Genomic DNA, 19,370 nt, shown 5'->3' with positions numbered 1-19,370 from the left:
CTGAATGTCCGTGAGCCCCGCCGAACAGACACCCGCCGCCGACGCCGCCGCGACCCTGCGCGAGGCGACGTTCGTTCGTCTCCGCGTCCACGGGAGCGGTGCCGCCGTCGCAGCCGCGGGTGTCGTCGGACGGGCGCTCAGGACACTCGACGTCCCCTTCCGCATCCGCGCGACCGACGCTCCGGACACTGTCGCAAACGACGACGTTGTGGCGGTCGTCGGGCTGTCGGACGACGGTGCGGACCTCGAACTCGACCCGACCGACGCCGTCTCGGTCGTCCGCGAACTCGGTGTCGACCCCGACCCGGCGGTCGCGCTGGCCGGCCTCCACGCCGCCGGCGAGACGCCGGACGACGACACCGAACTCGCGGCCGACGCGGGCGTCGAAGCCGGACCCGGCGTGGCCGTCCCGACGGGCGACCTCGCCGACGGGCTGGCGCATTCGACGCTCGTCCACGCGTCGTTTTCGGCCGACAGGGAGCGCGCACAGGCGACGCTCGCCGAACTGTCGCTCCCGGCCGAACTCGATGCGGACGCTCGCAGGCGCGTCGCCTCCCTCGTCGCCATCGAGGCGACGACCGGCGAGGCGACCGCTCGCGCGGCGACCGCCGTCGAGCGCGTCTTGCGCGCGGAGACGACCCCGAACGGACCGTTCGAAACCGTCGGCGGCTTCGCCGACGTGCTCGACGCGACCGTCCGGGAGTCGCCCGGGACCGCCGTCGCGCTGGCGCTCGGACACGACGTTCGAGACGCCGCGCTCGACGCGTGGCGCGACCACGCGAAGGCGACCCACGGCGCGCTCCGCGAGGCGACGACGGGGCGCTACGAGCGCCTCTACGCGCTCTCCTGTGACCTGTCGTCGCCGGGGCGACTCGCCACGGCGGCGAGGCTCGCCCGCGACTTCCGCTCGCCCGAGCCGACCGTTCTCGCGGTCGGCGTCGGTGCCGCGGCTCTCGTCTCGACCGGCCCCGCCGGACTCGACGAGGACCTCGCCGCGGCCGCGAGCGACCTGCCGGACGCCTCGGCGACCGGGTCGCCGTCGGAGGCGACGATGACGTTCGACTCCGCGGCGGAGCCGAGCGACGTCGTCGCGGCCGTCAGGGAGGTGCGCCGATGAGTCGGCGTGCGACCCTGCGGACGACCCACGACGACCCCGGCATCGTCGCCGGCGCGCTCGTCCCGGACAACACGGAGTCGATGCGCACCCGAGTCGAGGGGGACGAACTCGTCACCACAATCGAACGCGATTCGACCGGCGGCCTGCACGCCACGGTCGATGACTACGTCGTCAACGTGACGGTCGCCGAGACCGTCATCGAAGCCACACGAACGCACACAGACACTAACCATGAGTGAACGATCCGTCTCCAAGCAGAAGCGCGGAAAGCGATGGTACACCGTCATCGCTCCCGAGAATTTCGACCGTAAGGAACTCGGTTCGACCTTCGCGGACGAACCCGAGAAGATCAACGGTCGCACCGTCGAGTCCACCCTCGGCGACCTCAACGACGACCAGGGCGCGAACAACGTCAAGCTCACGTTCAAGATTACCGACGTGGGCAGCGACGCCGCCTACACCGAGTTCATCCAGCAGGAGCTCACCCGAGACTACCTCCGTAGCCTCGTCCGCCGCGGCGCGTCCAAAATCGAGGCCAACGTCACGGCCATCACCAAGGACGACTACCGCGTCCAGGTCCAGCCCGTCGCCTTTACCACGAAGAAGGCAGACCGCAGCCAGGAACACGAGATCCGTCGCATCATGACGGAGCTCACCCGCGAGGCCATCACGGGCCACACGTACGACGCGCTCACCGAGAGCGTCGTCGAGGGTCGCCTCTCGTCGGCCATCTACGGCGACGCGAAGGTCATCTACCCCCTGCGCCGCGTCGAGGTCAAGAAGTTCTCCCTCGAAGCCCACCCCGAAGAGGTCGAGGCCGAGGAGGAAGCCGCCGTCAGCGTCGACGAAGACGACGTCGCAGTCGACGTCGACGAGGACGAAGCGACCGAAGCGTAAGCCCGTCTCGCCGACGGCTCGACTTCGAAGTTCGACTTTTTCGCCGACTGCGCTCCGAGCGGGAGTGACGTCGCTCTCCGGTCAGGTGTTAAATCCCGGAGCAGACACTGCGCACCGAGCTTACTCCTCGACGACGATGGTGCCGACCATGCCGGCCTGCTCGTGGGGGATACAGAGGTACTCGTACTCGCCGGGCGCGTCGAAGGTGCGGGTGTACGTCTCGCCGCTCCCGATGAGCCCGCCGAGCGAGTTGGAGTAGGCGTCGCGGGCGGCCTGTTCGGTCTCGTAGCCGCCGCTGGCGAAGAACGCGGCTCCCTCGGGAAGGGTGCCCTCGTAGGCGGTGACGGTGTGGCCGCGGGAACTCGTGTTCCGCCAGACGACCTCGTCGCCGACCTCGACGGTCAGCGTCGGCGGGTCGAACGCGACCGCGGTCATCCCGATGTCGAAGTCGTCGCCCGACGCGGTCAAGGTCGCACAGCCCGCGAGGCCGGTCGTCGCGGCCGCGCCGGCCGCCGCGAGGAACTGACGCCGCGTCCGACCGTCGTCCGAAGACCCGTGGTCTCGCATGGTCGCCTCTCGGGACGCGACCGATAAATGTCGCATGGTTCGCCCGCCGAACCGCCGAACGGCCGGAACGCGCCGTTGACCACCGATTCGAGCGGCAGCGACGCGAAGTCGCCCGCCGACGGACGGAACGTAAGAGGGAAAGGGCAGGTGCGCAATCGCATCGGTATGAGACCCCGATTCGTCGGTCGGTTGGGCCCCGCCGACGTGGTCACCGCCGGGAACGCGGCGCTGGGCTTCGTCGCGGCGGTGTTAACCGCGGTCGACGTGCACCTCGCCGCCAAGGTCATCCTGCTCGCCGCGATGGCCGACGGTCTCGACGGCGTCGTCGCCCGACGCTACGGCGGGACCGACGCCGGGCCGTACCTCGACTCCCTCGCGGACGTGGCCTCCTTCGGCGTCGCGCCGGCCCTGCTCGTCGTCGCCGTCGTCCGCGAGATGTGGGGCTTCGACCGTGTCCGGGTCGTCGTCGGCGTCGGCGTCGCCGCGCTGTTCGTCGCGGCCGCGGTCGTCAGACTGGCGCTGTACACCGCCTACGACAGCGGGTCCGACGAGACGATCGGGGTGCCGACGACGCTCGCGGCGACGATTCTCTCCGCGGGCGTGCTCGTCGGCTTCGTCGAGCCGATGTTGCTCGTCGGCCTCTCGGCGATTATGGCCGCGCTCATGCTCTCTGACCTGTGTTACCCGGACCTCCACGCGCAGGACGCGCTCGTCATGGGCGCGGTGCAGGGCCTCGCAATCGTCTGCTCCGGGACGGTCGGGGAGGGGTTTTCGTTCGGCCTGCTGTTCTTGGCGCTCGGCTACCTGTTTCTCGGGCCGCGGTTCTACTGGGGGTGACCGGGGCGTCGGAACGGAACGTGCCTCGGTCACATCCCCATGTCCGCCGCGTCCTCCGGGACCGGCAGGTCGTGCGGCGAGACGCCGAGGAGCTCCGCGGCGTGGTCGAGCGCCATGTCGAACCCGTAGTAGCGTTCGAGTTCGTCGCCGTCGACGGTGGGGCGGACCTTCAGCATCGCGTAGCCGTCGACGTTCTGGGCGACGGCGGCGGTCCGCCCGTCGCGGTCGAATTCGAGGACGCGCTCGGAGTCGGTGACGTAGTAGCGGGCGGTGACGCCGTTCGCCTCGGCGGTTGCGTCGGTCATGCGAGCCGCTAGGGAGCACGGCCTGTCTAAACTACCGGTTCCGGCGGGCGGGAGACGGGACCGGGCGAGCGGCGGACCGCGGAACGAAAGTGACGTGTGTCCCTCCGCCGAGGAGGAGGTATGTGGTTTCAGAGCGGCCGCCGCCGGGACCTGTGTGCCGTCCTCTACGACGCGGGCGAACTCCGCGGACAGAAGCTGAAGACCCGATTGGAACGCTACTACGACCTCCGAATCGACCCCCAGTCGTTCTACGGGACGCTCGACGCGCTCGTGGAGTCGGGACACCTCGAACGCCGGACGGAAGGCATCTACGACGTGTACGCCCTCACCGACGCGGGGGCGGGCCGGGTCGAATCGTACTACGAATGGCTCGCGGCGCGGGTCGAAAGCGGCGAGCGACGGACGGCCGACGCGGACGAGGTGGGCGACGCAGCGGGCGCGGCCGACGCTGGCGGCCCGGTCGTCGACTGACGGTTACTTCTGGAGCCAGTCGCCGACGGTGTTGCGGAGAATCTCGCTCGTCCCCTCGTAGATCTCGTTGAGCTTCGCGTCGCGGTAGTAGCGCTCGGCGGCGAAGTCTTTCGTGTAGCCGTAGCCGCCGTGAATCTGGATGCCCTCGTTGGCCACCTCGCGGCTGATCTCGCTGGCGTAGAGCTTCGCCTGCGCGGCCTCTTTGACGAACGTCTCGTCGCGCATCTTCAGGTCCGCGGCCTTGTGCATGAGGAGCGTCGCGGCCTGTACTTTCGTGTCCATGTCGGCCAGTTTGTGCTTGATTGCCTGGAAGTCGCCGATGGGCTGGTCGAACTGCTCGCGCTCGCCGGCGTACTTCACGGCGTCGTCGAGGGCGGCGCGGGCGATGCCGATAGAGCGCGCCGCGATGGTGATGCGGCCGCCGTTGAGCGTCTTCAGCGCCTGCACGAAGCCGTCGCCCTCGTCGCCGAGAAGCCGGTCTTCGGGGATGCGCATCTCGTCGAAGCGGAGTTCGGCGGTCGGACAGCCCTTGTCGCCGAGTTTGTGCTCCGTGCCTTCCACGATGAAGCCGTCGTCATCGTCGGGCCGAACGACGAACGACGAGATGCCCCTGTTGCCCGCGTCGGGGTCGGTCTTGGCGAACAGGACGACCGTGTCGGCGACGGAACCGTTCGAAATCCAGAGCTTGCCGCCGTCGACGACGTACTCGTCGCCGTCTTTCTTCGCCGTCGTCTCCATGGCCGGCACGTCGCTTCCCGCGCCGGGTTCGGAGAGCGCGAACGCGCCGATGTCGGTTCCCTCGTTGAGCGGCGTCAGGTACGTCCGCTTTTGCTCCTCGTTTCCGAACTCGTAGAGCATGTTGCCGGCGAGGCTCGTGTGGGCGGCGACGATGGTGCCGAGGCCGCCGGAGCCGCGGGAAATCTCTTCGAGGCCGATGGCGTAGGAGTGGTAGTCGAGGCCGGCACCGCCGTACTCCTCGGGGAAGGGCATACCCATCAAGCCGAGTTCGCCCATCTCGCGCACGAGGTCGGCGGGGAACTCGTCGGTCTCGTCTATCTCCGCCGCGCGAGGCTTGACCTCCTCGTCGACGAACTCCGAGACCATCTCCTTGATCTGCTTTTGCTCCGCAGTGAGCGCGAAGTCCATACGTGAGTCTGTCATCGACTATGCTTATGTTTTCTCCTGCGCCGCTGACGAGCGTCTCCGGGTGCGGCCCCCACGAGACTTTTTATCCCCCCTTCCGTAATACGGGTACGCTTCGAATGTCTCGACACGCCGATGCCCGGCCACCGGCAACTGATGACGACCTCGATTGGTGTCACGATGCAGTTCAGGGGGTCTCTCGGACCTTCGCCCTCACGGTCGACGTCCTCGACGAACCGATGGCGTCGCACATCTGTATCGGATATCTCCTCTGTCGAATCGCCGACACCGTGGAGGATTCGTCTTCAATCGCGCCCGACGAGCAGGCACACCTCCTTCGACTCTACGACCGCGCGCTCGACCCCGACGACGGCACCACCGTCGACGAGTTCGTGACCGCCGTACAGCCGCACCTCCCCCCGGAGGGCGAACAGTCCGACGACTGGATGGTCGTCGCCAACACCGCTCGGGTCTTCCGGACGTTCGAGGCGCTTCCGGAGGACGTGCGGGAGGCGGTCACGCCGCCGGTCCGCGAACTCGTCTCGGGCATGGCGATGTTCGTCGAACGCTACTCCCAGACCGGCGGGCTCCGCATCCAGTCCCGCGAGGAGCTAGAGGAGTACTGCTACTACGCCGCCGGCACCGTCGGCAACCTCATCACGAACCTCGTGACCCGCGGCAACGTCGACAGCGAGCGCCGCTCGCGGCTCTACGACACCGCCGAGGAGTTCGGCCTGCTCCTCCAGCTCGTGAACATCGCGAAGGACGTTCACGACGACTACACCTCCGAGAACAACGTCTACCTCCCCGCCGACTGGCTCGACGACGCGGGCGTCCCCCAAGAGGAAGTCGTCTCGCCCGAGCACAACGACCGGACGGCCTCGGTCGTCAGGCGGACCGCCGAACACGCCAAGTCGTTCCTCGACGACGCCCAGACCTACTTGGAGACGGTGCCGCTCCGCGAGGGCAACACGCTCGCCGCGTGGGCGATTCCGTTCCTGCTCGCGGTCGGGACGCTCCGCGAACTCGTCGCCAACCCCGAACACGCGGTGACGGGCGAGGGCGTCAAAATCTCCCGCCAAGAGGTGTTCGCCGTCGTCACCGAGATGAACGGGTCCGGCTCCGAGTCGCTGGCGGAGATGCGCGAGATTATCTCGCGACAGCCGTTCCACCGGGCGACGACGAACGCCGACTGACCGACGCACCCTACCGCCGGCCGGGCCGCGGCTCCGTTTTCGCGTCTCTTCTCGCGTCGAGCGCCGCCAACGCGCCGAGCAACCGACCCTCGTGAGCGTCCCGTGTCGGAGCCGTCGCGGCCGCCGTCGGAACCGCACTCCGAGACCCATGCGGTCCCGTGACGAACGCAGTTTGGGAGGATTTTTAGTAACCCAAGCATAACGGGCGTCTATGAGTACCGAAGAAGCACACGACGACCACGGCCATCACCTGCCGGCGGTTCAGGACTGGCCGCGCGGCTTCGGCGAGGCGAGCTGGTGGCCGTTCGTCACCGCCGTCGGTGGCGCGGGCATCTACGCCGGTGCCGGGCTGTACGTCTTAGGACAGGACGGAATCGTCGGTCAGACGGCGGGTCCCGCCGTGTTCATCGGCAGTATCTTCCTCTTCCTGGCCGGGCTCTACGGCTGGTTGTACCACGCGTTCGTGAGCCACTTCTGGTCGCGCGACGCGAGCCAGAAGAGCGCATCGAAGCTCCGCTGGGGCATGATTGCGTTCCTCGGCTCCGAACTCGGGACGTTCGGCGCGCTGTTCACCTACTACTTCTTCATCCGCGCGGGGACGTGGCCGCCGCAGGAGCTACCGGAGCTAACCGGGTCGTTAGTGCTGGCCAACACCGCAATCCTCATCGTGTCCAGTTTCACGCTCCACTGGGCGCACGTCGCAATCCGCGAGGAGAACCACCGTAACTTCGTCCTCGGCCTCGCGGTCACGCTCCTGCTCGGCGTGATATTCATCGGCGGGCAGGTGTACGAGTACTACGAGTTCATCGTCCACTCGAACTTCGCCATCACCGACGGCATCTTCGGGTCGGCGTTCTACGGCCTCACCGGCCTGCACGGCCTCCACGTCAGCCTCGGCGCGGTGCTTCTCGGTATCGTCTTCGTCCGCGCGCTCCGCGGGCAGTACTCCGCCGAGCGTCACGTCTCCGTCAGCACGGCCTCGATGTACTGGCACTTCGTGGACGTCGTCTGGATCTTCCTCGTCGTCGTCCTCTACGTCGGCGCGGAAGTCGGCGCGTAACGTCACCGTCCGTCGCCGCGACGCCGCGGCACCGATTCTTTCGAACCGCTCTTTTCCGAGAGCCGCGGGCACCGACCGCCGACCACCCCCGCCGCGACCGCTCACCCGAACTGTTCGTTGAACCGGTAGATGTCCTCGTCGACGCCGGCGACGACGAGGTCGTCGTCCGCTTCGACCCGGAACGCCGGCCCGATTTCGGTGACGAGTTCGCCGCCTCGCTCGACGGCGATGACGGTGCAGTTCGTCCGAGCGCGAACGTCGGCCCCGGCGAGCGTCCGCCCCACGAGGCCGGGCGCGTGCGTCCGGACGATTTCTATCTGGGACTGCGGGGCGATGACCTCCTCGTCGAGCACCGTCGAGGCGAGCATCCGCCCGGCGACCGTCGACAGCGCGAGGACGTAGTCCGCGCCGGCGCGGTAGAGTTTGGCGATGCTCTCGGTCTCGTTGGCGCGGGCGATGACCTCCGTCTCCTCGGAGACGCGCTCGGAGACGAGGGTGGCGAAGACGGCCGTGGTGTCGCTGTCGAGCGCGAGGAGGACCCCGCGGGCCTCCGAGACGTTCGCCTCGGCGAGCGTCTGAGGGTCGGTGATGTCGCCCACGAGGTCGACGCCGGGCTTGTCCCGTTTGTCGACGACGAGGTGCGGGACGCCGGCGCTCGCCAGCGTCTCGGCCGCGGTGGAGCCGACCTCGCCGTATCCGGCGACGATGACGGTCCCGCGGCGGAAGCGCCGCGCCGACGACAGCGTCAGCGCGCGGAGCTCTTCGAGTTGCTTCTCGCGGCCGACGACGAGCAGGATGGTGTGTTCGTCGATGACGGCGTCGGGAGCGGGCGGAGAGACGAACTCGCCGGAGAACCACGCGCCGATGACGTTGACGCCGGTGACCTCCCCGATGCCGCTTTCGGCGATGGTCCGGTCCTCGACGGGACTGCCGCGCTGGACGAGCAACTCCGCGACCTCGAAGTCCTCGCCGATTTCGATGGCGTCGCCGAGTTCCGAGGAAATGGACGTGGTCGCCTTGCCCGCGAGGCTCTCGCCGAGGAGCCGGCGCGGCGAGACGACCCGGTCGGCCCCGGCGTAGCGGTGGTAGTCGGCGACCTCGGGGTCCTCGATGAGGCTGACCACGCGGGCGTCCGGCGCGGCCTGCTTCGCGGCGAGGATGACGCTCGCGTTCGTCTCGTCGTCGTCGTCGGCGACGATGGCGAGCGCCTCGGGCGCGTTCGCCGCCTCCAGCGACTCGACCTCTTCGGGGTCGCCGTGGACGACCTCGTAGCCCTCGCCGTACAGCTCCTCGGCGCGGTCGCGGTCGGCTTCGAGAATCACGTAGGGGACGTCCATCGAGTCGAGTTCGTCGACGAGGGCGTCGCCGCGCGGGGTGAACGTACAGATGACGACGTGGTCCGTGTGCGTCGACGCCGTCGGCGGCGCGGTCCGCAGGGCGTCTTCGACGAGGGGAACGAGAAACAGCGGGAGCGTGAGGAAGACGGTCGTGACGCCCGTGAGTTGCATCAGAATCGACAGCGCGAGCAACGGCGACCCAAAACCGGGTCTGTTCGCCGTAGCCCGTCGTCGTGAACGTCTCGACGACGACGTGGACCGCCTGGAGGAAGGAGATGTCCTCGCCGGCGAAGAAGCCCGCCGCCCACTGGTACGCGATGGAGAACGTGAGCATCAACAGCCCGGCACCCGCGAGATAGCGGCCGAGTCGCCGCTTCGCCTTGGACAACCCGGGGCCGTCGCCCGAAATAGACATACTCCCGCTATGGCCGCCGGTGGCTAAAAGCGTCCTGACGCGGTAGGTGCTCCATGACCCGCCGCCGAGACGCCGCGCTCGCGGGGTCGGTGCTCGTCCCCGTCGCGGCCGCGGCGGTGCTCCTGCGGCCGCCGGTGACGGCCGAGCCGGTCTTCGTCGGCGTCGTCGGGGCGCTCGCCCTCGAAATCGCGCTCTCGGTGCGGGCGTCCGCCGTCCGAAGGCTGTGGGAACGACGGGGTGTGCGAGTCGCGTCCGTCGCGCTCGCCGTCGTCGGCACCGCCCTCGGCGTCGCCGCCTTCGGGCCGGCGTCGTTGCTCGCCGCCACGGCCGGGCTCTCGACGTATCTGCTTCTCCTCGCGGTGGTCGAACTCGGGAGTCGTCTGTTCGGTTCCGAGCGCCGGTCGTGACGCTGCTCCGAACCTGTTACGCGAGCAATACTTAACCGGCGTCCGCCCTCGGATACGAGTATGTGTAGCACACCGTCCGAGCGCCGGGGCGACTGTCAGCGGCCGTGACGCCCTCGGGAGACGCCGCGGTGGCCCCTCGCACGACCCGCCGGACGCGACGCCGCGTGCTCGAAACCGGCGGCGCGGCGGCCGCGGCCACGCTCGTGTTCGGCGGACTGCTCGCCACCGAGTGGGTGTGGCTGGTCTCGCGCGCCGACCCCCCGCCCGAGACCGCCGCCGCGACGTGGGCCGCCGGGACCCTGCTCGTCGTCGTCGGACTCTGCGCGTACGCCTACGCGAACGCGGACGAGAACGTCGCACTCGGCGACGGACGCGAATCCGAGTCGGCAGAACCGGGCCGCCCGTACGACAGCCTCGGCGTCCCGACCGGCGTCACCCTCGCCCGGGGGTTTCTCGTCGCGGGCGTCGCCGGCGTCGCCGGCGTGGCGCTCCACGGGCCGCTGAGTCCGTCGTGGGCGTGGGCCGCCGCCGTCGGCTACGGCGTCGCCGCCGCGCTCGACGCGCTCGACGGGGCGCTCGCCCGCAGGCTCGACCGCGTCAGCCGACTCGGCGCGCGACTCGACACGGCGGTCGACGCCTTCGGCCTGCTCGTCGCCCCCCTCGCGGGCGTGCTCCTCGGCGAGCTCGCGTGGTGGTATCTCTCGGTCGGCGCGGCGCGGTACGTGTTTCTCCTCGGGCTCAGGCTCCGCGAGCGGGTGGGCCGGCCGACGTTCGACCTCCCGCCCCGCGCGTCGCGGCGCGTCCTCGCCGGCGTCCAGATGGCCGTCGTCCCGCTGGCGCTCGCGCCCGGCGTCTTCGACCCGTGGATGCCCCTCGTGACCGGCGTCGCGGCCGCGGCGCTCCTCGTCGGCTTCGCTCGGGACTGGGGCTACGTCTCGGGGCGATTCGGGGGTGTCGCCGACGCCGACGCCGACAGCCGGGACGGAAGCGGCGGCAACGACGGACGGGGCCGAGGTGACGGGAACGCGTCAGCGCCCGAGTAATCAGTCGAGTTCGGCCAGTACGTCGAGGTTGTGCGCGACGTACGCGAGTTCGTCGCCCGCGAGGCCGTCGTGTCGGGCGCGGAGCCATCCGTCGAGCGTCTCGCGGTCGACCGCGTCCGCCTCGCCGACGGACGCCTCGACGAAGCCGAGGATGCGGTCGAGGAAGATTCGCGCCTCCGTGTCGTGCGGCGGGTGGACGACCCAGTCGGAGCCGCCGGCCGCGACGACGGACGCGCCGAGGTCGGGGAGGACGGAAAGCAGGTCGGAGCCGGTGTCCGGGCCCGCGCGGTCGTCGCCGCGCATCGTCTCGTGGTACGCGCCGAGGACGTCGTCGTCGTGGGGGTGGCTCGGGCGGAACGCGGTTCGGCCGTCGAACGTGACGGGCGCGTAAAAGAGGCCGTCGTCGGTCAGCCGCGAGAGGAGCGCGGCGACCGCGCGGCGAAGCGGGAGCACGTCGAGGACCGCGTGGGCGACCACGAGGTCGATGGCCTTCGGGAGGACCGTCATCGCCTCGAAGATGTCGCTCGTCACGTAGGTGAGAGAGACGGAGCGGCCGTGGCGGTCGATGCGGAAGCCGTTCGACGTCGGCTCGGCGGTCCAGCCGGCGGCGCGAGCCCACTCGGCGAACGCCGCGGCCGCGTTGTCCGCCATCCCGCGCGTTCGGTCGACGAGGACGTACTTTATCTCGTCGTGCGCGTCGAAGACGCCCCACGAGAGGAGTCGCCGGCACATCGCGCCCGTTCCAGCCCCGACCGAGACGACGCGAAGCGGCTCTCCCGAACGCGACTCGGCGCGCGCCTCCAGCCGGTCTTCGAGGCTCGCCAGCGTCGGTCGGTGGAGCGCGCGGTCGTCCACGGACTCCTTCGCGCGGAGGTAGTGGACGAACCGGTCGTCGTGGCTGGTCACGACCGACCCGTCTCGGCGGACTCGTATAACCGTTCTCCCGGCCGGGGCCGACGGACGCGAGCGAATCGGTCACGACGGACACGCTGAAGTGTGAACTGAGCTAAACGTTCACTCGGTTCGCCCGGAAAGTATTTGATTCGGTTCCGGTGATGTAACGCCAAATGGATAGCGAGATTATCGACGCGGTGACCGGGTGGGACTCCGCGCCCGCCGAACGAGGCCACGGTGGCCTCCGGTCGCTCGCGGACGACGGCTTCACAGGAGCCGTCGTCGCTGGCATGACGTGGGGATTCATGCTCAACGGCCGTCTCCTCGGGGTTTTCGACGGGACGGTCGACGATTTCGAGGGTGAATCGTTCGAGGCGTATCGCGCACCGGACTCGGCGCTGCCGCTCCTGTACGCGATGCGGGAGACCGGCGGCGACGTCCGCGCGCAGTACTACACGGAGGAGACGCCGCTGCAGGACGCCGACGGAACGCTCTCGGCGGGCGGCTTCACCGGCTACGTCGAACTGTCGGAGAACGTGCTCTCGGGCGACTACTACGTCGTCTACCACGGGGGGAAGTCGATGAGCGCCGCCTTCGTCGGCAACAGCAGGCGACTCATCACCGGCGACGAGGCGTTCGAGCGCGCGAGCGACGAGGTTGGCATCTACAAGGTCTACGACGTGGACATCGACCTCGTCGACATTCCCGGGGGCGACCCCGACGAGGAGGCCGACGGGACGGCGGGAGTCGCCGCGGGCGGCGTCGCTCCGGCGGGTGACGAAGAGGTCGAGGACGACGCCGAGGGCGCAGACGACCCCGCGGCCGCCGACGAACCGGGGGCGGCCGCCGCCGCCGACGAGGCCGCGTTCGAGACCGCCGACGCTGACGGCGACACCGACGAGGACGAACCAGTCGGTGACGGGTCGGCGGACGGAGAGCCGACCCCTGCCGTCTCGGCCGACGCGGCCGCGGACGACGCCGAGCCGTCCGACTCGCCGACCCCCGACGACGGGGAGACCGAGACGACCCCCGACCCGTCTACCCCGTCGAGTGGGTCGCAGTCGCCGGCGCAAGCCGAGCCGACCACGCCGCCCGCGAAGCGGCCTGGGCCCGAGGAGTCCGAGTCGCGGCCCCCGACGGCCGAGGGCCCGGTCGTCACCGACGCCCCGAAGAAAAACGGCGAGGCGGCGGCTCCCGAGCCGCCCGCGGAGGACGGCGCGAGCGGCGACGACGTGTTCTCCGCCGAGGCGCAGTGGCGAAACGCCCGGTCGATTCCCTCGCTCGACCCCCGCGACGCCGAGGGCGAGTCCGTCGACGGCCGCCCCGGGACGCCACGGAGCCACCAGCGGAACACGAAGCAGGCGACGCATCACCGCCCGTCGCGGGGCGGCGCGGGCGGCGGCTCCCGTCCGTCACCGGAAGACCAGCCGACCCAGCAGCAGTCTCAGCCGGCCGAACAGACGCCGGAAGAGCCGGCCGTCGACCCGGCGGAAACCGAGTCGCTGAAACAGCGAGTCGAGGCGCTGGCGTCCGAGCGCGACCGGCTCGAATCCGAGCGCGACGCCCTCCGCGAGGAGCGGGACGAACACCGCTCGCGCGCCGAGGAGCTGGAAGACCGCGTCGCCGAACTCGAATCCGAGGTCGAACGGCTTCGGGGTCAGCTCGACGAAGCGGGCATCCGGTCGACCGACCGCTCGATGTCGGCCGACGAGGCGCTCCGCGGGACGAACCTGTTCGTCCGCTACGCCCGGAAGGGCGAGGCGACGCTGGAGAAGGCCCACGACGGGCAGGCCTCCCGCGAGGAGGTCGTCGAGAACCTCCGGCTGGAACACCACACCACGTTCGACACGGAGGGGCTCGGCATCGACGGCCAGCCCTACGAGGAGTTCCTCCACGAGACGCCCGAGTACGGCTTCGCCAAGTGGGTCGTCACCGACCTGCTCTACGAAATCGGCGAGACGGGCAATCGGTCGAGCCTCGCCGGCGTCTTCGACTCGATTCCGAAGGCCGACCGAATCGAACTGTACGGGAGCGTCTCGATACCCCTCGGCGACGGCGAAGCCGAGTCGCGGCAGTTCGACATCATCGTCCGCGACCAGATGGGCGAGCCGCTGTTCGTGGCGAACCTGAACGACTCGCGGGACCCGGCGACCCGGCCGATGGTCACCCAGCTCATCAAGGACTCGAAGAGCGTCGCCAACGCGAAAGAGACGCTCGGCTCGGCGTTCGTGGTCACGAAGAGCTTCTTCGAGCCGGGCGCGCTCGAAGCCGCCACCGAGGAGACCGGCGGCGGTCTCCTGAGCCGGTCGAAGCGCAAGAGCTTCGTGAAGCTCTCGCGGAAGCAGGGCTACCACCTCTGTCTGGTCGAAGCGCGGGGCGGCGAGTTCCACCTGAACGTCCCCGACCTCTGAGTCGGCGACCCCCTCGGCGTCGCTGTTCCGTTTTGCGTTCGGTCTTCTGTGACGGCCGCGCGGGGGAGCGCCGCGGCTGTCAACGTTACTGAACGATAGTGAGACGACCGCGGTGCCCGAGAGCGATTCGTGTCCGGGGGCGACCGCGGCGAGTGTCCGTGGTGTCGCGTCGGTACAGCCGGTACCGTCCGCGTCGAAGCGTCGCTAACGCGGCCGGTCCGATGTCGTGCCCGGAGAGACTCGTCGGACGAAACAGGATAGAACGACCGCGTGCGCCTGAAGTGTGGTTAGTTCTCGATTTCGGCCGCTTCCTCGATCTTCATCGATTCGAGCTTGCCGACGATTTCGTCGAGCTTGTCGTCGAGTTCGTCGACGAACTCCTGGGTGCGCTCGGTGGTGATTGCGCCCTGGCTGGAGGGTTCGATGAGGTTCTCTTCTTCGAGAACGCGGAGGGAGTAGCGGACCTTGTGGTGCGGGTAGCCCGTCTCGTTGGACATCTTCACGATGCCGATTGGCTCACTCTCGATGACCATCTTCAGGACCTGGAGATGGCGCTCCAACATATCGACTTCCTTCTCAAGTCGGTCTATCATGCCATTTGTTAACTCTTCTTGGGAGGCTTTAAGCCTTGCCCTCTGAGTCGGAGAAAAATCCGGTAACCCGACCTTACTGAGGACACTAATTAACCGTTGTGTTATCCGTCGCCACGCCAATGCGTGTTCATGGCGTATTTTTCGGTGACTGCGATTAAATTATGCACGCCTGTGCATTGCTCGTCGGCCGCGACCGTAATCTGTTTAGTCCGGCGCGGGGAACGGCCGACGTATGACTGTTACCATCGTCGGTTCGCAACTCGGCGACGAGGGCAAAGGCGCGCTCGTCGACCTGTGGGGCGGCGACGCTGACATCGTCGTCCGCTATCAGGGCGGCGACAACGCCGGCCACACCGTCGTCGAAGACGGCGAGGAGTACAAGCTTTCGCTCGTCCCGAGCGGGGCCGTCCGCGACAAGGTCGGCGTCCTCGGAAACGGCTGCGTCATCAACCCGCGGACGCTGTTCTCCGAAATCGACGACCTCCGCGAGCGCGGCCTCGACCCCGACGTGCGCCTCGCCAAGCGCGCGCACGTCATCATGCCGTACCACCGCCGCCTCGACAACATCGAAGAGGAGGCGAAGGCCGACTCGGACCTCACCGTCGGCACGACCGGCCGCGGCATCGGCCCCACCTACGAGGACAAGGCCGGCCGCCGCGGCATCCGCGTCGGCGACCTGCTCGACCCCGACGTGCTCCGCCAGCGACTGGAGTACGTCGTGCCCCAGAAGCAGGCGCTCATCGAGGACGTGTACGGCCTCGAAGCCGGCGAGGAGTGCGACGTGGAAGCGCTCGTCGAGGAGTACACCGAAATCGGCCGCCGCCTCCGCGAGGACGACATGGCCGTCAACTGCGGCGACTTCCTCGCCGAGCGCCGCGAGGCGGGCGACAACGTGATGTTCGAGGGCGCGCAGGGCACGCTCATCGACATCGACCACGGGAGCTACCCGTACGTGACCTCCTCGAACCCGACCGCGGGCGGCGCGGCCACCGGCACCGGCGTCGGCCCGACCGTCGTCGGACAGGGCGAGGTCGTCGGCATCGTCAAATCCTACCTCTCGCGCGTCGGCGAGGGCCCGATGCCGACCGAGCTGAAAGACGACGACCGCGAGGAGGAACTCGCGGACTTCATCCGCGAGAAGGGCGGCGAGTTCGGCACCGTCACCGGTCGCCCGCGCCGTATCGGCTGGCTCGATATGCCGATGCTCCGCCACGCCGCCCGCGTCAGCGGCTTCACCGGCATCGCCGTCAACCACCTCGACGTGCTCGCCGGCCTCGACGAGGTCAAGGTCGGCCACGCCTACGAACTGGCGGGCGACGAACGCCTGACGATGCCCGCGACGACCGAGCGCTGGGGCGAGTGCGAACCCGTCCTCAAGGAGTTCGACACGTGGCCGGAAGTGGACTGGGCGGCGGTCGCCGAGGAGGGCTACGACGCCATCCCGGACGCCGCACAGGACTACCTCGAATATCTCTCGGACGAACTCGACGTGCCGATTTACGCCGTCGGCGTCGGCCCCGGCCGCGAGCAGACGGTCCACATCGAGAACCCGTTCGACGACTGAGCACCGAGCGGTCGGCCGACCGGTGACGGCGCGTCTCCGTCCGCCGACCGCCGCCGCGACGGCGGCGAACCCGTACGCTTTTACTTCGCGCAATCCACCGTCACGACGATGAAAGAATCCCTGATGGACATCCTCTGTGACCCCCTCGACAAGAGCGAACTTGAGCTGGAAGTCGACGAGCGCGACGGCGACGAAATCATCGAGGGGCGGCTCATCGGCACGGTCACCGGCGAGGTGTACCCCATCGAGGACGGCATCCCGAACCTCCTGCCGCCGGACATGCGCGACGACTGAGGAACGACACCTCATCGGACCTGAACGTTTTTCTATTCTCGTCTCGACGGTGAAGCCGTGTCGAACGCGCCGCTCACCGTCACGCTGAACGACGAGCGCCCTCACGACCTCTCGGTAGCGCCGTCGTTCTCGACGAACGGGCCGTTCTCGGTCGAACTCGCGAACGAGGGGCAGGCGGTGCACGTCCACCTCCACATCGACGACGAGCTCTCGCGCACGGCGAGCCTGTCCGAAGGAAACCACTTCGTCGACGGCGGCCAGACGAAGACCGTCGAGGTGTTCGTCACCTCGCCGCCCGAGCCGGTGTCGGGGAAGCTCAAAATCGTCTCCGGCCACGGTTCGGAGACGAGATACGTCGACGTGACCGTCGAGCCCGGCTCCGGCGGCAAACCGCCGGTCGACGTGGACGAGACGCTCTCGAAGCCCAAGCAACCCGAGCCCGAACCGAGCGTCACCGAAAGCATCGCCGACGTGTTCCCGAGCGTCGACCCGCGTGCGGCCCCGGTGTTCGGCCTCGCGCTCCTCGCGCTCGTCCTCGCGGTGGCGCTCGCCTCGCTGTTCGAGAGCTTCGCCATCACTCTCGGTGCCGGCGTCGTCGTCGGCGGCGTCCTCGCGGCGCTGGTGCTGACGATGCGGTGACGGCGTCCGGAAAATCGGTCCGATTCCCGTCCCTCGCGGCGCGGCCTACTCGTCGTCGGGCGCGTCGGTCGGGACGCCGCCGAGGTTCCCCTCGTCGTCGAACAGTTTCGCGCGCAGGAACCGCGCCCGGTAGCGGTTCGCGCCCTCGTACACGTCGGCCTCGCGGATGTCGTCGGTGCGGTCGTCCGCGACGGCGTCGACGATGGCCTCGACCTGTTCTTTCTCGGACGGCGTGAGTTCGAACTCGTAGGTCTGCGTGTCCTCGCCTTCCAGCCGCGTCCACTTTCGGGACGCCGCGATGACGACGGAACACGGCTCGCGGCACGGGAACGCGCCGTCGCCGCCGTCGACGTCGAGGTCGGCGTCGTCGTCGTACTGCCACTCGCGGCGCTTGACGCACTGGCTGTCGTCACAGCAGGCCTCCGCGACCCAGTCGACGTGCTCGTGGCCGTCGCCGCGGTTCCACGTCTTCACGACGCTGTACATCCCGGTCTGGCGGCCGATGGCGTCCTCCCAGTGTGTCACGTCGAGTTCGCCCCGGCGCTCGCGGTACCAGTTCGGCACCGACGCGGGGTAGAACGTCTCGACGGTCTCCACGAGGTCGCGGCCGCCGAGGTCGGGGAACACCCAGCCGCCGGCGAGGTTGTTGCCGGACTTCAGCGGGCGGTACCGACCCTTCTCGTCGTAGGTGGCCAACTGGCGGGCCGCGAGCGGTTCGTGGTAGGCGTCGAGTTCGTCGCGGTCGGCGTCGACCTCGTCGGCGTGGCGCAGTTCGTAGGAGCGCTCGCCGTGGTCGTCGACGGTGGCCGTGACGAGCAGTTGGCCCCACTCGCGGCTGACACCGTCTCGGAGGGCGTCGTAGCGCTCGGGGACGGAAGCGGCGTCAGCGTCGGCATCGGCGTCGGCGTCGTTATCGCCGCCGTCTCCGTCTCCATCGTCGTCGCCGCCCGCATCGACCCGCGCGCCCTCGACCCAGCGGAGGAACGCCCGTCGCTGGGGGCCGGACTCGCCGAGGACCTCGGACCAGAAGTACCAGTTCGTCGCGTAGTCGTCGCAGTCGGCGAGGGCCTCGCGGAGACCGCCCTCCGTGAGCCCCGAAAGCGTCGCGTCGGGCGTTTCGAGGCGGAAGCCGGCGTCGTCGTGGACGGCGGTGAGTCCGTCGAGCGAGACGCCGTCGCCGGTCGCCGCGGCGTCGACGAGGGCGTCGAGGTGGTGTCCCATCAGTTCGCCTCCTGTGCCGTCTTTCGGGTGCGTTCGCGCACGACTTCGAGGCTGTTACCGATGTCGGCACCCGCGTCGGCGGCGCGTTCGAGCACCACGTCGGCCATGAGGCCCTCGGTCCCGACCGCGCCGGCGTACCAGATGCGGTGGCCGTCGACCTCCGCGGGCACGTCGTAGCCCGCGCGGTAGTCGTCGGTGAGGCCCATGTCCTCCGGGATGTCCTCTTGGGTGTGGAAGCCGTCGGCGATGAAAAGCGGGACGACGACCACGTCCTCGGAGTCGAAGTAGTCGGTCACGTCGTCCACCTCTGGCTCCTCGTCCATGTAGAGCGCCTGTACCTCGTCGAAGCGGTCCATCTCGCGGATGCGGTCGGCGTGGTACTCGATGGCCTTCGCGGAGTTCTCGTTGCGCTCGGTCCCGTGGCCGACGACGGCGAGGCCGAAGCCCTCGCCGACGTTCGGGTCGCCGGTGACCGTCTCGGCGCGGCGGACCAACACGTCGGTCATCGCCGCGTGCGTCCCGACCGGCCCGCAGTAGTGAATCGTCTTCTCGGGCACGTCCGTCGCGGTGAGGGTGACGTGGGACGCCGACAGGCCGTCGGAGTCCCAGTCGGCCACGTCCCACCCGTCGAGGCGGAGCTCGCGCGGGATGACCTGCTCCGTGAAGTAGCCCTCGCTGATGAAAAGCGGGACGACGTACACCTCGTCGGCCTCGACGGTTCGGAGCACCTCGCGGATCGACGGCTCTTCCTTCCAGAAGCCGGTCCGCACCTCGTCGAACGCGCCCACCTCGCGGACCGTGTCCGCGTGGTCGTAGGTGGGGGCGCTCGAATCCGGGTTCAGGTGCGACCCGTGCGCCACGATGACCAGAGCTTGCATGTCCGGGGGTTACGAGGGGAGTGTCTTATGGACTTCGCATCGGAGAAAGGAATCTTCGGGTTCGGACAACTCGCGTTCGCC

Annotated in this window: 20 protein-coding genes and 1 pseudogene; 13 read left to right on the top strand and 8 right to left on the bottom strand. The window is 69.1% G+C overall.

What is annotated here, in order from left to right; all coding sequences use genetic code 11:
- Positions 1-4 precede the first annotated feature (4 nt).
- The 3 genes from FY251_RS02730 to FY251_RS02720 are packed head-to-tail and all read left to right on the top strand — an operon-like array spanning position 5 to position 2,014.
- Positions 5-1,117, top strand: a complete 1,113-nt coding sequence (locus FY251_RS02730; RefSeq protein ID WP_148413343.1) for an exonuclease — start codon at positions 5-7, stop codon at positions 1,115-1,117.
- Entirely contained in the window at positions 1,114-1,356 is a 243-nt protein-coding gene (locus tag FY251_RS02725; protein WP_148413342.1) for a KEOPS complex subunit Pcc1, read from the top strand. The genes FY251_RS02730 and FY251_RS02725 overlap by 4 nt, the downstream gene beginning before the upstream one ends.
- On the top strand, positions 1,349-2,014 hold the full coding sequence (locus FY251_RS02720; protein WP_089778398.1) for a 30S ribosomal protein S3ae: 666 nt from the start codon (positions 1,349-1,351) through the stop codon (positions 2,012-2,014). The genes FY251_RS02725 and FY251_RS02720 overlap by 8 nt, the downstream gene beginning before the upstream one ends.
- 120 nt (positions 2,015-2,134) lie before the next feature.
- Here the strand turns inward: FY251_RS02720 and FY251_RS02715 are convergent, their stop codons facing one another.
- A complete protein-coding gene (locus tag FY251_RS02715) occupies positions 2,135-2,581 on the bottom strand; it encodes a plastocyanin/azurin family copper-binding protein (protein ID WP_148413341.1) in 447 nt (148 codons plus the stop codon).
- A gap of 165 nt (positions 2,582-2,746) precedes the next feature.
- On the opposite strand from FY251_RS02715, the gene FY251_RS02710 reads away from it, so the two are divergent.
- The gene (locus FY251_RS02710; protein ID WP_148413340.1) at positions 2,747-3,418 is read left to right on the top strand and encodes a protein sorting system archaetidylserine synthase; all 672 of its coding nucleotides are present in this window, start codon (positions 2,747-2,749) and stop codon (positions 3,416-3,418) included.
- 29 nt (positions 3,419-3,447) lie between these two features.
- On the opposite strand, the gene FY251_RS02705 is transcribed toward FY251_RS02710, so the two are convergent.
- The gene (locus FY251_RS02705; protein WP_007273463.1) at positions 3,448-3,723 is read right to left on the bottom strand and encodes a hypothetical protein; all 276 of its coding nucleotides are present in this window, start codon (positions 3,721-3,723) and stop codon (positions 3,448-3,450) included.
- Between the two features lie 120 nt (positions 3,724-3,843).
- On the opposite strand from FY251_RS02705, the gene FY251_RS02700 reads away from it, so the two are divergent.
- Positions 3,844-4,194 carry a DNA-binding protein gene (locus FY251_RS02700; protein WP_148413339.1) on the top strand — a complete coding sequence of 117 codons (351 nt, stop codon included), beginning with the start codon at positions 3,844-3,846 and terminating at the stop codon, positions 4,192-4,194.
- Positions 4,195-4,197: 3 nt separating this feature from the next.
- Here the strand turns inward: FY251_RS02700 and FY251_RS02695 are convergent, their stop codons facing one another.
- Positions 4,198-5,340, bottom strand: a complete 1,143-nt coding sequence (locus tag FY251_RS02695; protein WP_148413338.1) for an acyl-CoA dehydrogenase — start codon at positions 5,338-5,340, stop codon at positions 4,198-4,200.
- A gap of 116 nt (positions 5,341-5,456) precedes the next feature.
- Between FY251_RS02695 and FY251_RS02690 the strand changes: the two genes are divergently transcribed.
- Both FY251_RS02690 and FY251_RS02685 read left to right on the top strand, forming a co-directional pair.
- Complete coding sequence (locus tag FY251_RS02690; protein WP_148413337.1) at positions 5,457-6,533, top strand: phytoene/squalene synthase family protein; 1,077 nt, start codon at positions 5,457-5,459, stop codon at positions 6,531-6,533.
- A 211-nt stretch (positions 6,534-6,744) separates the two neighbouring features.
- Positions 6,745-7,593 carry a heme-copper oxidase subunit III gene (locus FY251_RS02685; RefSeq protein ID WP_148413336.1) on the top strand — a complete coding sequence of 283 codons (849 nt, stop codon included), beginning with the start codon at positions 6,745-6,747 and terminating at the stop codon, positions 7,591-7,593.
- A 101-nt stretch (positions 7,594-7,694) separates the two neighbouring features.
- On the opposite strand, the pseudogene FY251_RS02680 reads toward FY251_RS02685, so the two are convergent.
- Positions 7,695-9,345, bottom strand: a pseudogene (locus FY251_RS02680) (potassium channel family protein).
- A gap of 53 nt (positions 9,346-9,398) precedes the next feature.
- On the opposite strand from FY251_RS02680, the gene FY251_RS02675 reads away from it, so the two are divergent.
- A complete protein-coding gene (locus FY251_RS02675; protein WP_148413335.1) occupies positions 9,399-9,752 on the top strand; it encodes a hypothetical protein in 354 nt (117 codons plus the stop codon).
- 164 nt (positions 9,753-9,916) lie between these two features.
- Positions 9,917-10,795, top strand: coding sequence for a CDP-alcohol phosphatidyltransferase family protein (locus FY251_RS02670; RefSeq protein ID WP_255516593.1), 879 nt, complete (start codon positions 9,917-9,919; stop codon positions 10,793-10,795).
- On the opposite strand, the gene FY251_RS02665 is transcribed toward FY251_RS02670, so the two are convergent.
- Positions 10,796-11,701, bottom strand: coding sequence for an SAM-dependent methyltransferase (locus FY251_RS02665; RefSeq protein ID WP_148413334.1), 906 nt, complete (start codon positions 11,699-11,701; stop codon positions 10,796-10,798). It lies immediately after the preceding gene.
- A gap of 161 nt (positions 11,702-11,862) precedes the next feature.
- Here FY251_RS02665 and FY251_RS02660 point away from each other — a divergent pair, with 161 nt between their 5' ends.
- Complete coding sequence (locus FY251_RS02660; protein WP_148413333.1) at positions 11,863-14,100, top strand: hypothetical protein; 2,238 nt, start codon at positions 11,863-11,865, stop codon at positions 14,098-14,100.
- Positions 14,101-14,387: 287 nt separating this feature from the next.
- Here the strand turns inward: FY251_RS02660 and FY251_RS02655 are convergent, their stop codons facing one another.
- Entirely contained in the window at positions 14,388-14,693 is a 306-nt protein-coding gene (locus tag FY251_RS02655) for a hypothetical protein (protein ID WP_004043804.1), read from the bottom strand.
- Between the two features lie 232 nt (positions 14,694-14,925).
- Between FY251_RS02655 and FY251_RS02650 the strand changes: the two genes are divergently transcribed.
- From FY251_RS02650 to FY251_RS02640, 3 genes are all read left to right on the top strand, one after another.
- Positions 14,926-16,257: an adenylosuccinate synthase gene (locus FY251_RS02650; RefSeq protein WP_148413332.1), complete on the top strand. Its 1,332-nt coding sequence runs from the start codon at positions 14,926-14,928 to the stop codon at positions 16,255-16,257.
- Between the two features lie 108 nt (positions 16,258-16,365).
- Positions 16,366-16,551, top strand: a complete 186-nt coding sequence (locus FY251_RS02645) for a methytransferase partner Trm112 (RefSeq protein ID WP_013035425.1) — start codon at positions 16,366-16,368, stop codon at positions 16,549-16,551.
- A 57-nt stretch (positions 16,552-16,608) separates the two neighbouring features.
- Positions 16,609-17,190, top strand: a complete 582-nt coding sequence (locus tag FY251_RS02640) for a hypothetical protein (RefSeq protein ID WP_148413331.1) — start codon at positions 16,609-16,611, stop codon at positions 17,188-17,190.
- 45 nt (positions 17,191-17,235) lie between these two features.
- Here FY251_RS02640 and FY251_RS02635 read toward each other — a convergent pair whose 3' ends face one another.
- A complete protein-coding gene (locus FY251_RS02635; RefSeq protein WP_148413330.1) occupies positions 17,236-18,411 on the bottom strand; it encodes a DR2241 family protein in 1,176 nt (391 codons plus the stop codon).
- Positions 18,411-19,289, bottom strand: coding sequence for a CbiX/SirB N-terminal domain-containing protein (locus tag FY251_RS02630; RefSeq protein WP_148413329.1), 879 nt, complete (start codon positions 19,287-19,289; stop codon positions 18,411-18,413). The genes FY251_RS02635 and FY251_RS02630 overlap by 1 nt, the downstream gene beginning before the upstream one ends.
- Positions 19,290-19,370 lie beyond the last annotated feature (81 nt).

Source organism: Haloferax sp. KTX1, from assembly GCF_902410085.1.
GTDB classification, from domain to species: domain Archaea; phylum Halobacteriota; class Halobacteria; order Halobacteriales; family Haloferacaceae; genus Haloferax; species Haloferax massiliensis.
This window is presented reverse-complemented; position numbering and strand designations above follow the sequence as displayed.

Excerpts from the sequence above, each read along its gene's own strand:
- FY251_RS02730 (WP_148413343.1), top strand. The coding sequence starts at position 5 with ATGTCCGTGAGCCCCGCCGAACAGACACCCGCCGCCGACGCCGCCGCG.
- FY251_RS02725 (WP_148413342.1), top strand. The coding sequence starts at position 1,114 with ATGAGTCGGCGTGCGACCCTGCGGACGACCCACGACGACCCCGGCATC.
- FY251_RS02720 (WP_089778398.1), top strand. The coding sequence starts at position 1,349 with ATGAGTGAACGATCCGTCTCCAAGCAGAAGCGCGGAAAGCGATGGTAC.
- FY251_RS02715 (WP_148413341.1), bottom strand. The coding sequence starts at position 2,581 with ATGCGAGACCACGGGTCTTCGGACGACGGTCGGACGCGGCGTCAGTTC.
- FY251_RS02710 (WP_148413340.1), top strand. The coding sequence starts at position 2,747 with ATGAGACCCCGATTCGTCGGTCGGTTGGGCCCCGCCGACGTGGTCACC.
- FY251_RS02705 (WP_007273463.1), bottom strand. The coding sequence starts at position 3,723 with ATGACCGACGCAACCGCCGAGGCGAACGGCGTCACCGCCCGCTACTAC.
- FY251_RS02700 (WP_148413339.1), top strand. The coding sequence starts at position 3,844 with ATGTGGTTTCAGAGCGGCCGCCGCCGGGACCTGTGTGCCGTCCTCTAC.
- FY251_RS02695 (WP_148413338.1), bottom strand. The coding sequence starts at position 5,340 with ATGGACTTCGCGCTCACTGCGGAGCAAAAGCAGATCAAGGAGATGGTC.
- FY251_RS02690 (WP_148413337.1), top strand. The coding sequence starts at position 5,457 with ATGTCTCGACACGCCGATGCCCGGCCACCGGCAACTGATGACGACCTC.
- FY251_RS02685 (WP_148413336.1), top strand. The coding sequence starts at position 6,745 with ATGAGTACCGAAGAAGCACACGACGACCACGGCCATCACCTGCCGGCG.
- FY251_RS02675 (WP_148413335.1), top strand. The coding sequence starts at position 9,399 with ATGACCCGCCGCCGAGACGCCGCGCTCGCGGGGTCGGTGCTCGTCCCC.
- FY251_RS02660 (WP_148413333.1), top strand. The coding sequence starts at position 11,863 with ATGGATAGCGAGATTATCGACGCGGTGACCGGGTGGGACTCCGCGCCC.
- FY251_RS02655 (WP_004043804.1), bottom strand. The coding sequence starts at position 14,693 with ATGATAGACCGACTTGAGAAGGAAGTCGATATGTTGGAGCGCCATCTC.
- FY251_RS02650 (WP_148413332.1), top strand. The coding sequence starts at position 14,926 with ATGACTGTTACCATCGTCGGTTCGCAACTCGGCGACGAGGGCAAAGGC.
- FY251_RS02645 (WP_013035425.1), top strand. The coding sequence starts at position 16,366 with ATGAAAGAATCCCTGATGGACATCCTCTGTGACCCCCTCGACAAGAGC.
- FY251_RS02635 (WP_148413330.1), bottom strand. The coding sequence starts at position 18,411 with ATGGGACACCACCTCGACGCCCTCGTCGACGCCGCGGCGACCGGCGAC.
- FY251_RS02630 (WP_148413329.1), bottom strand. The coding sequence starts at position 19,289 with ATGCAAGCTCTGGTCATCGTGGCGCACGGGTCGCACCTGAACCCGGAT.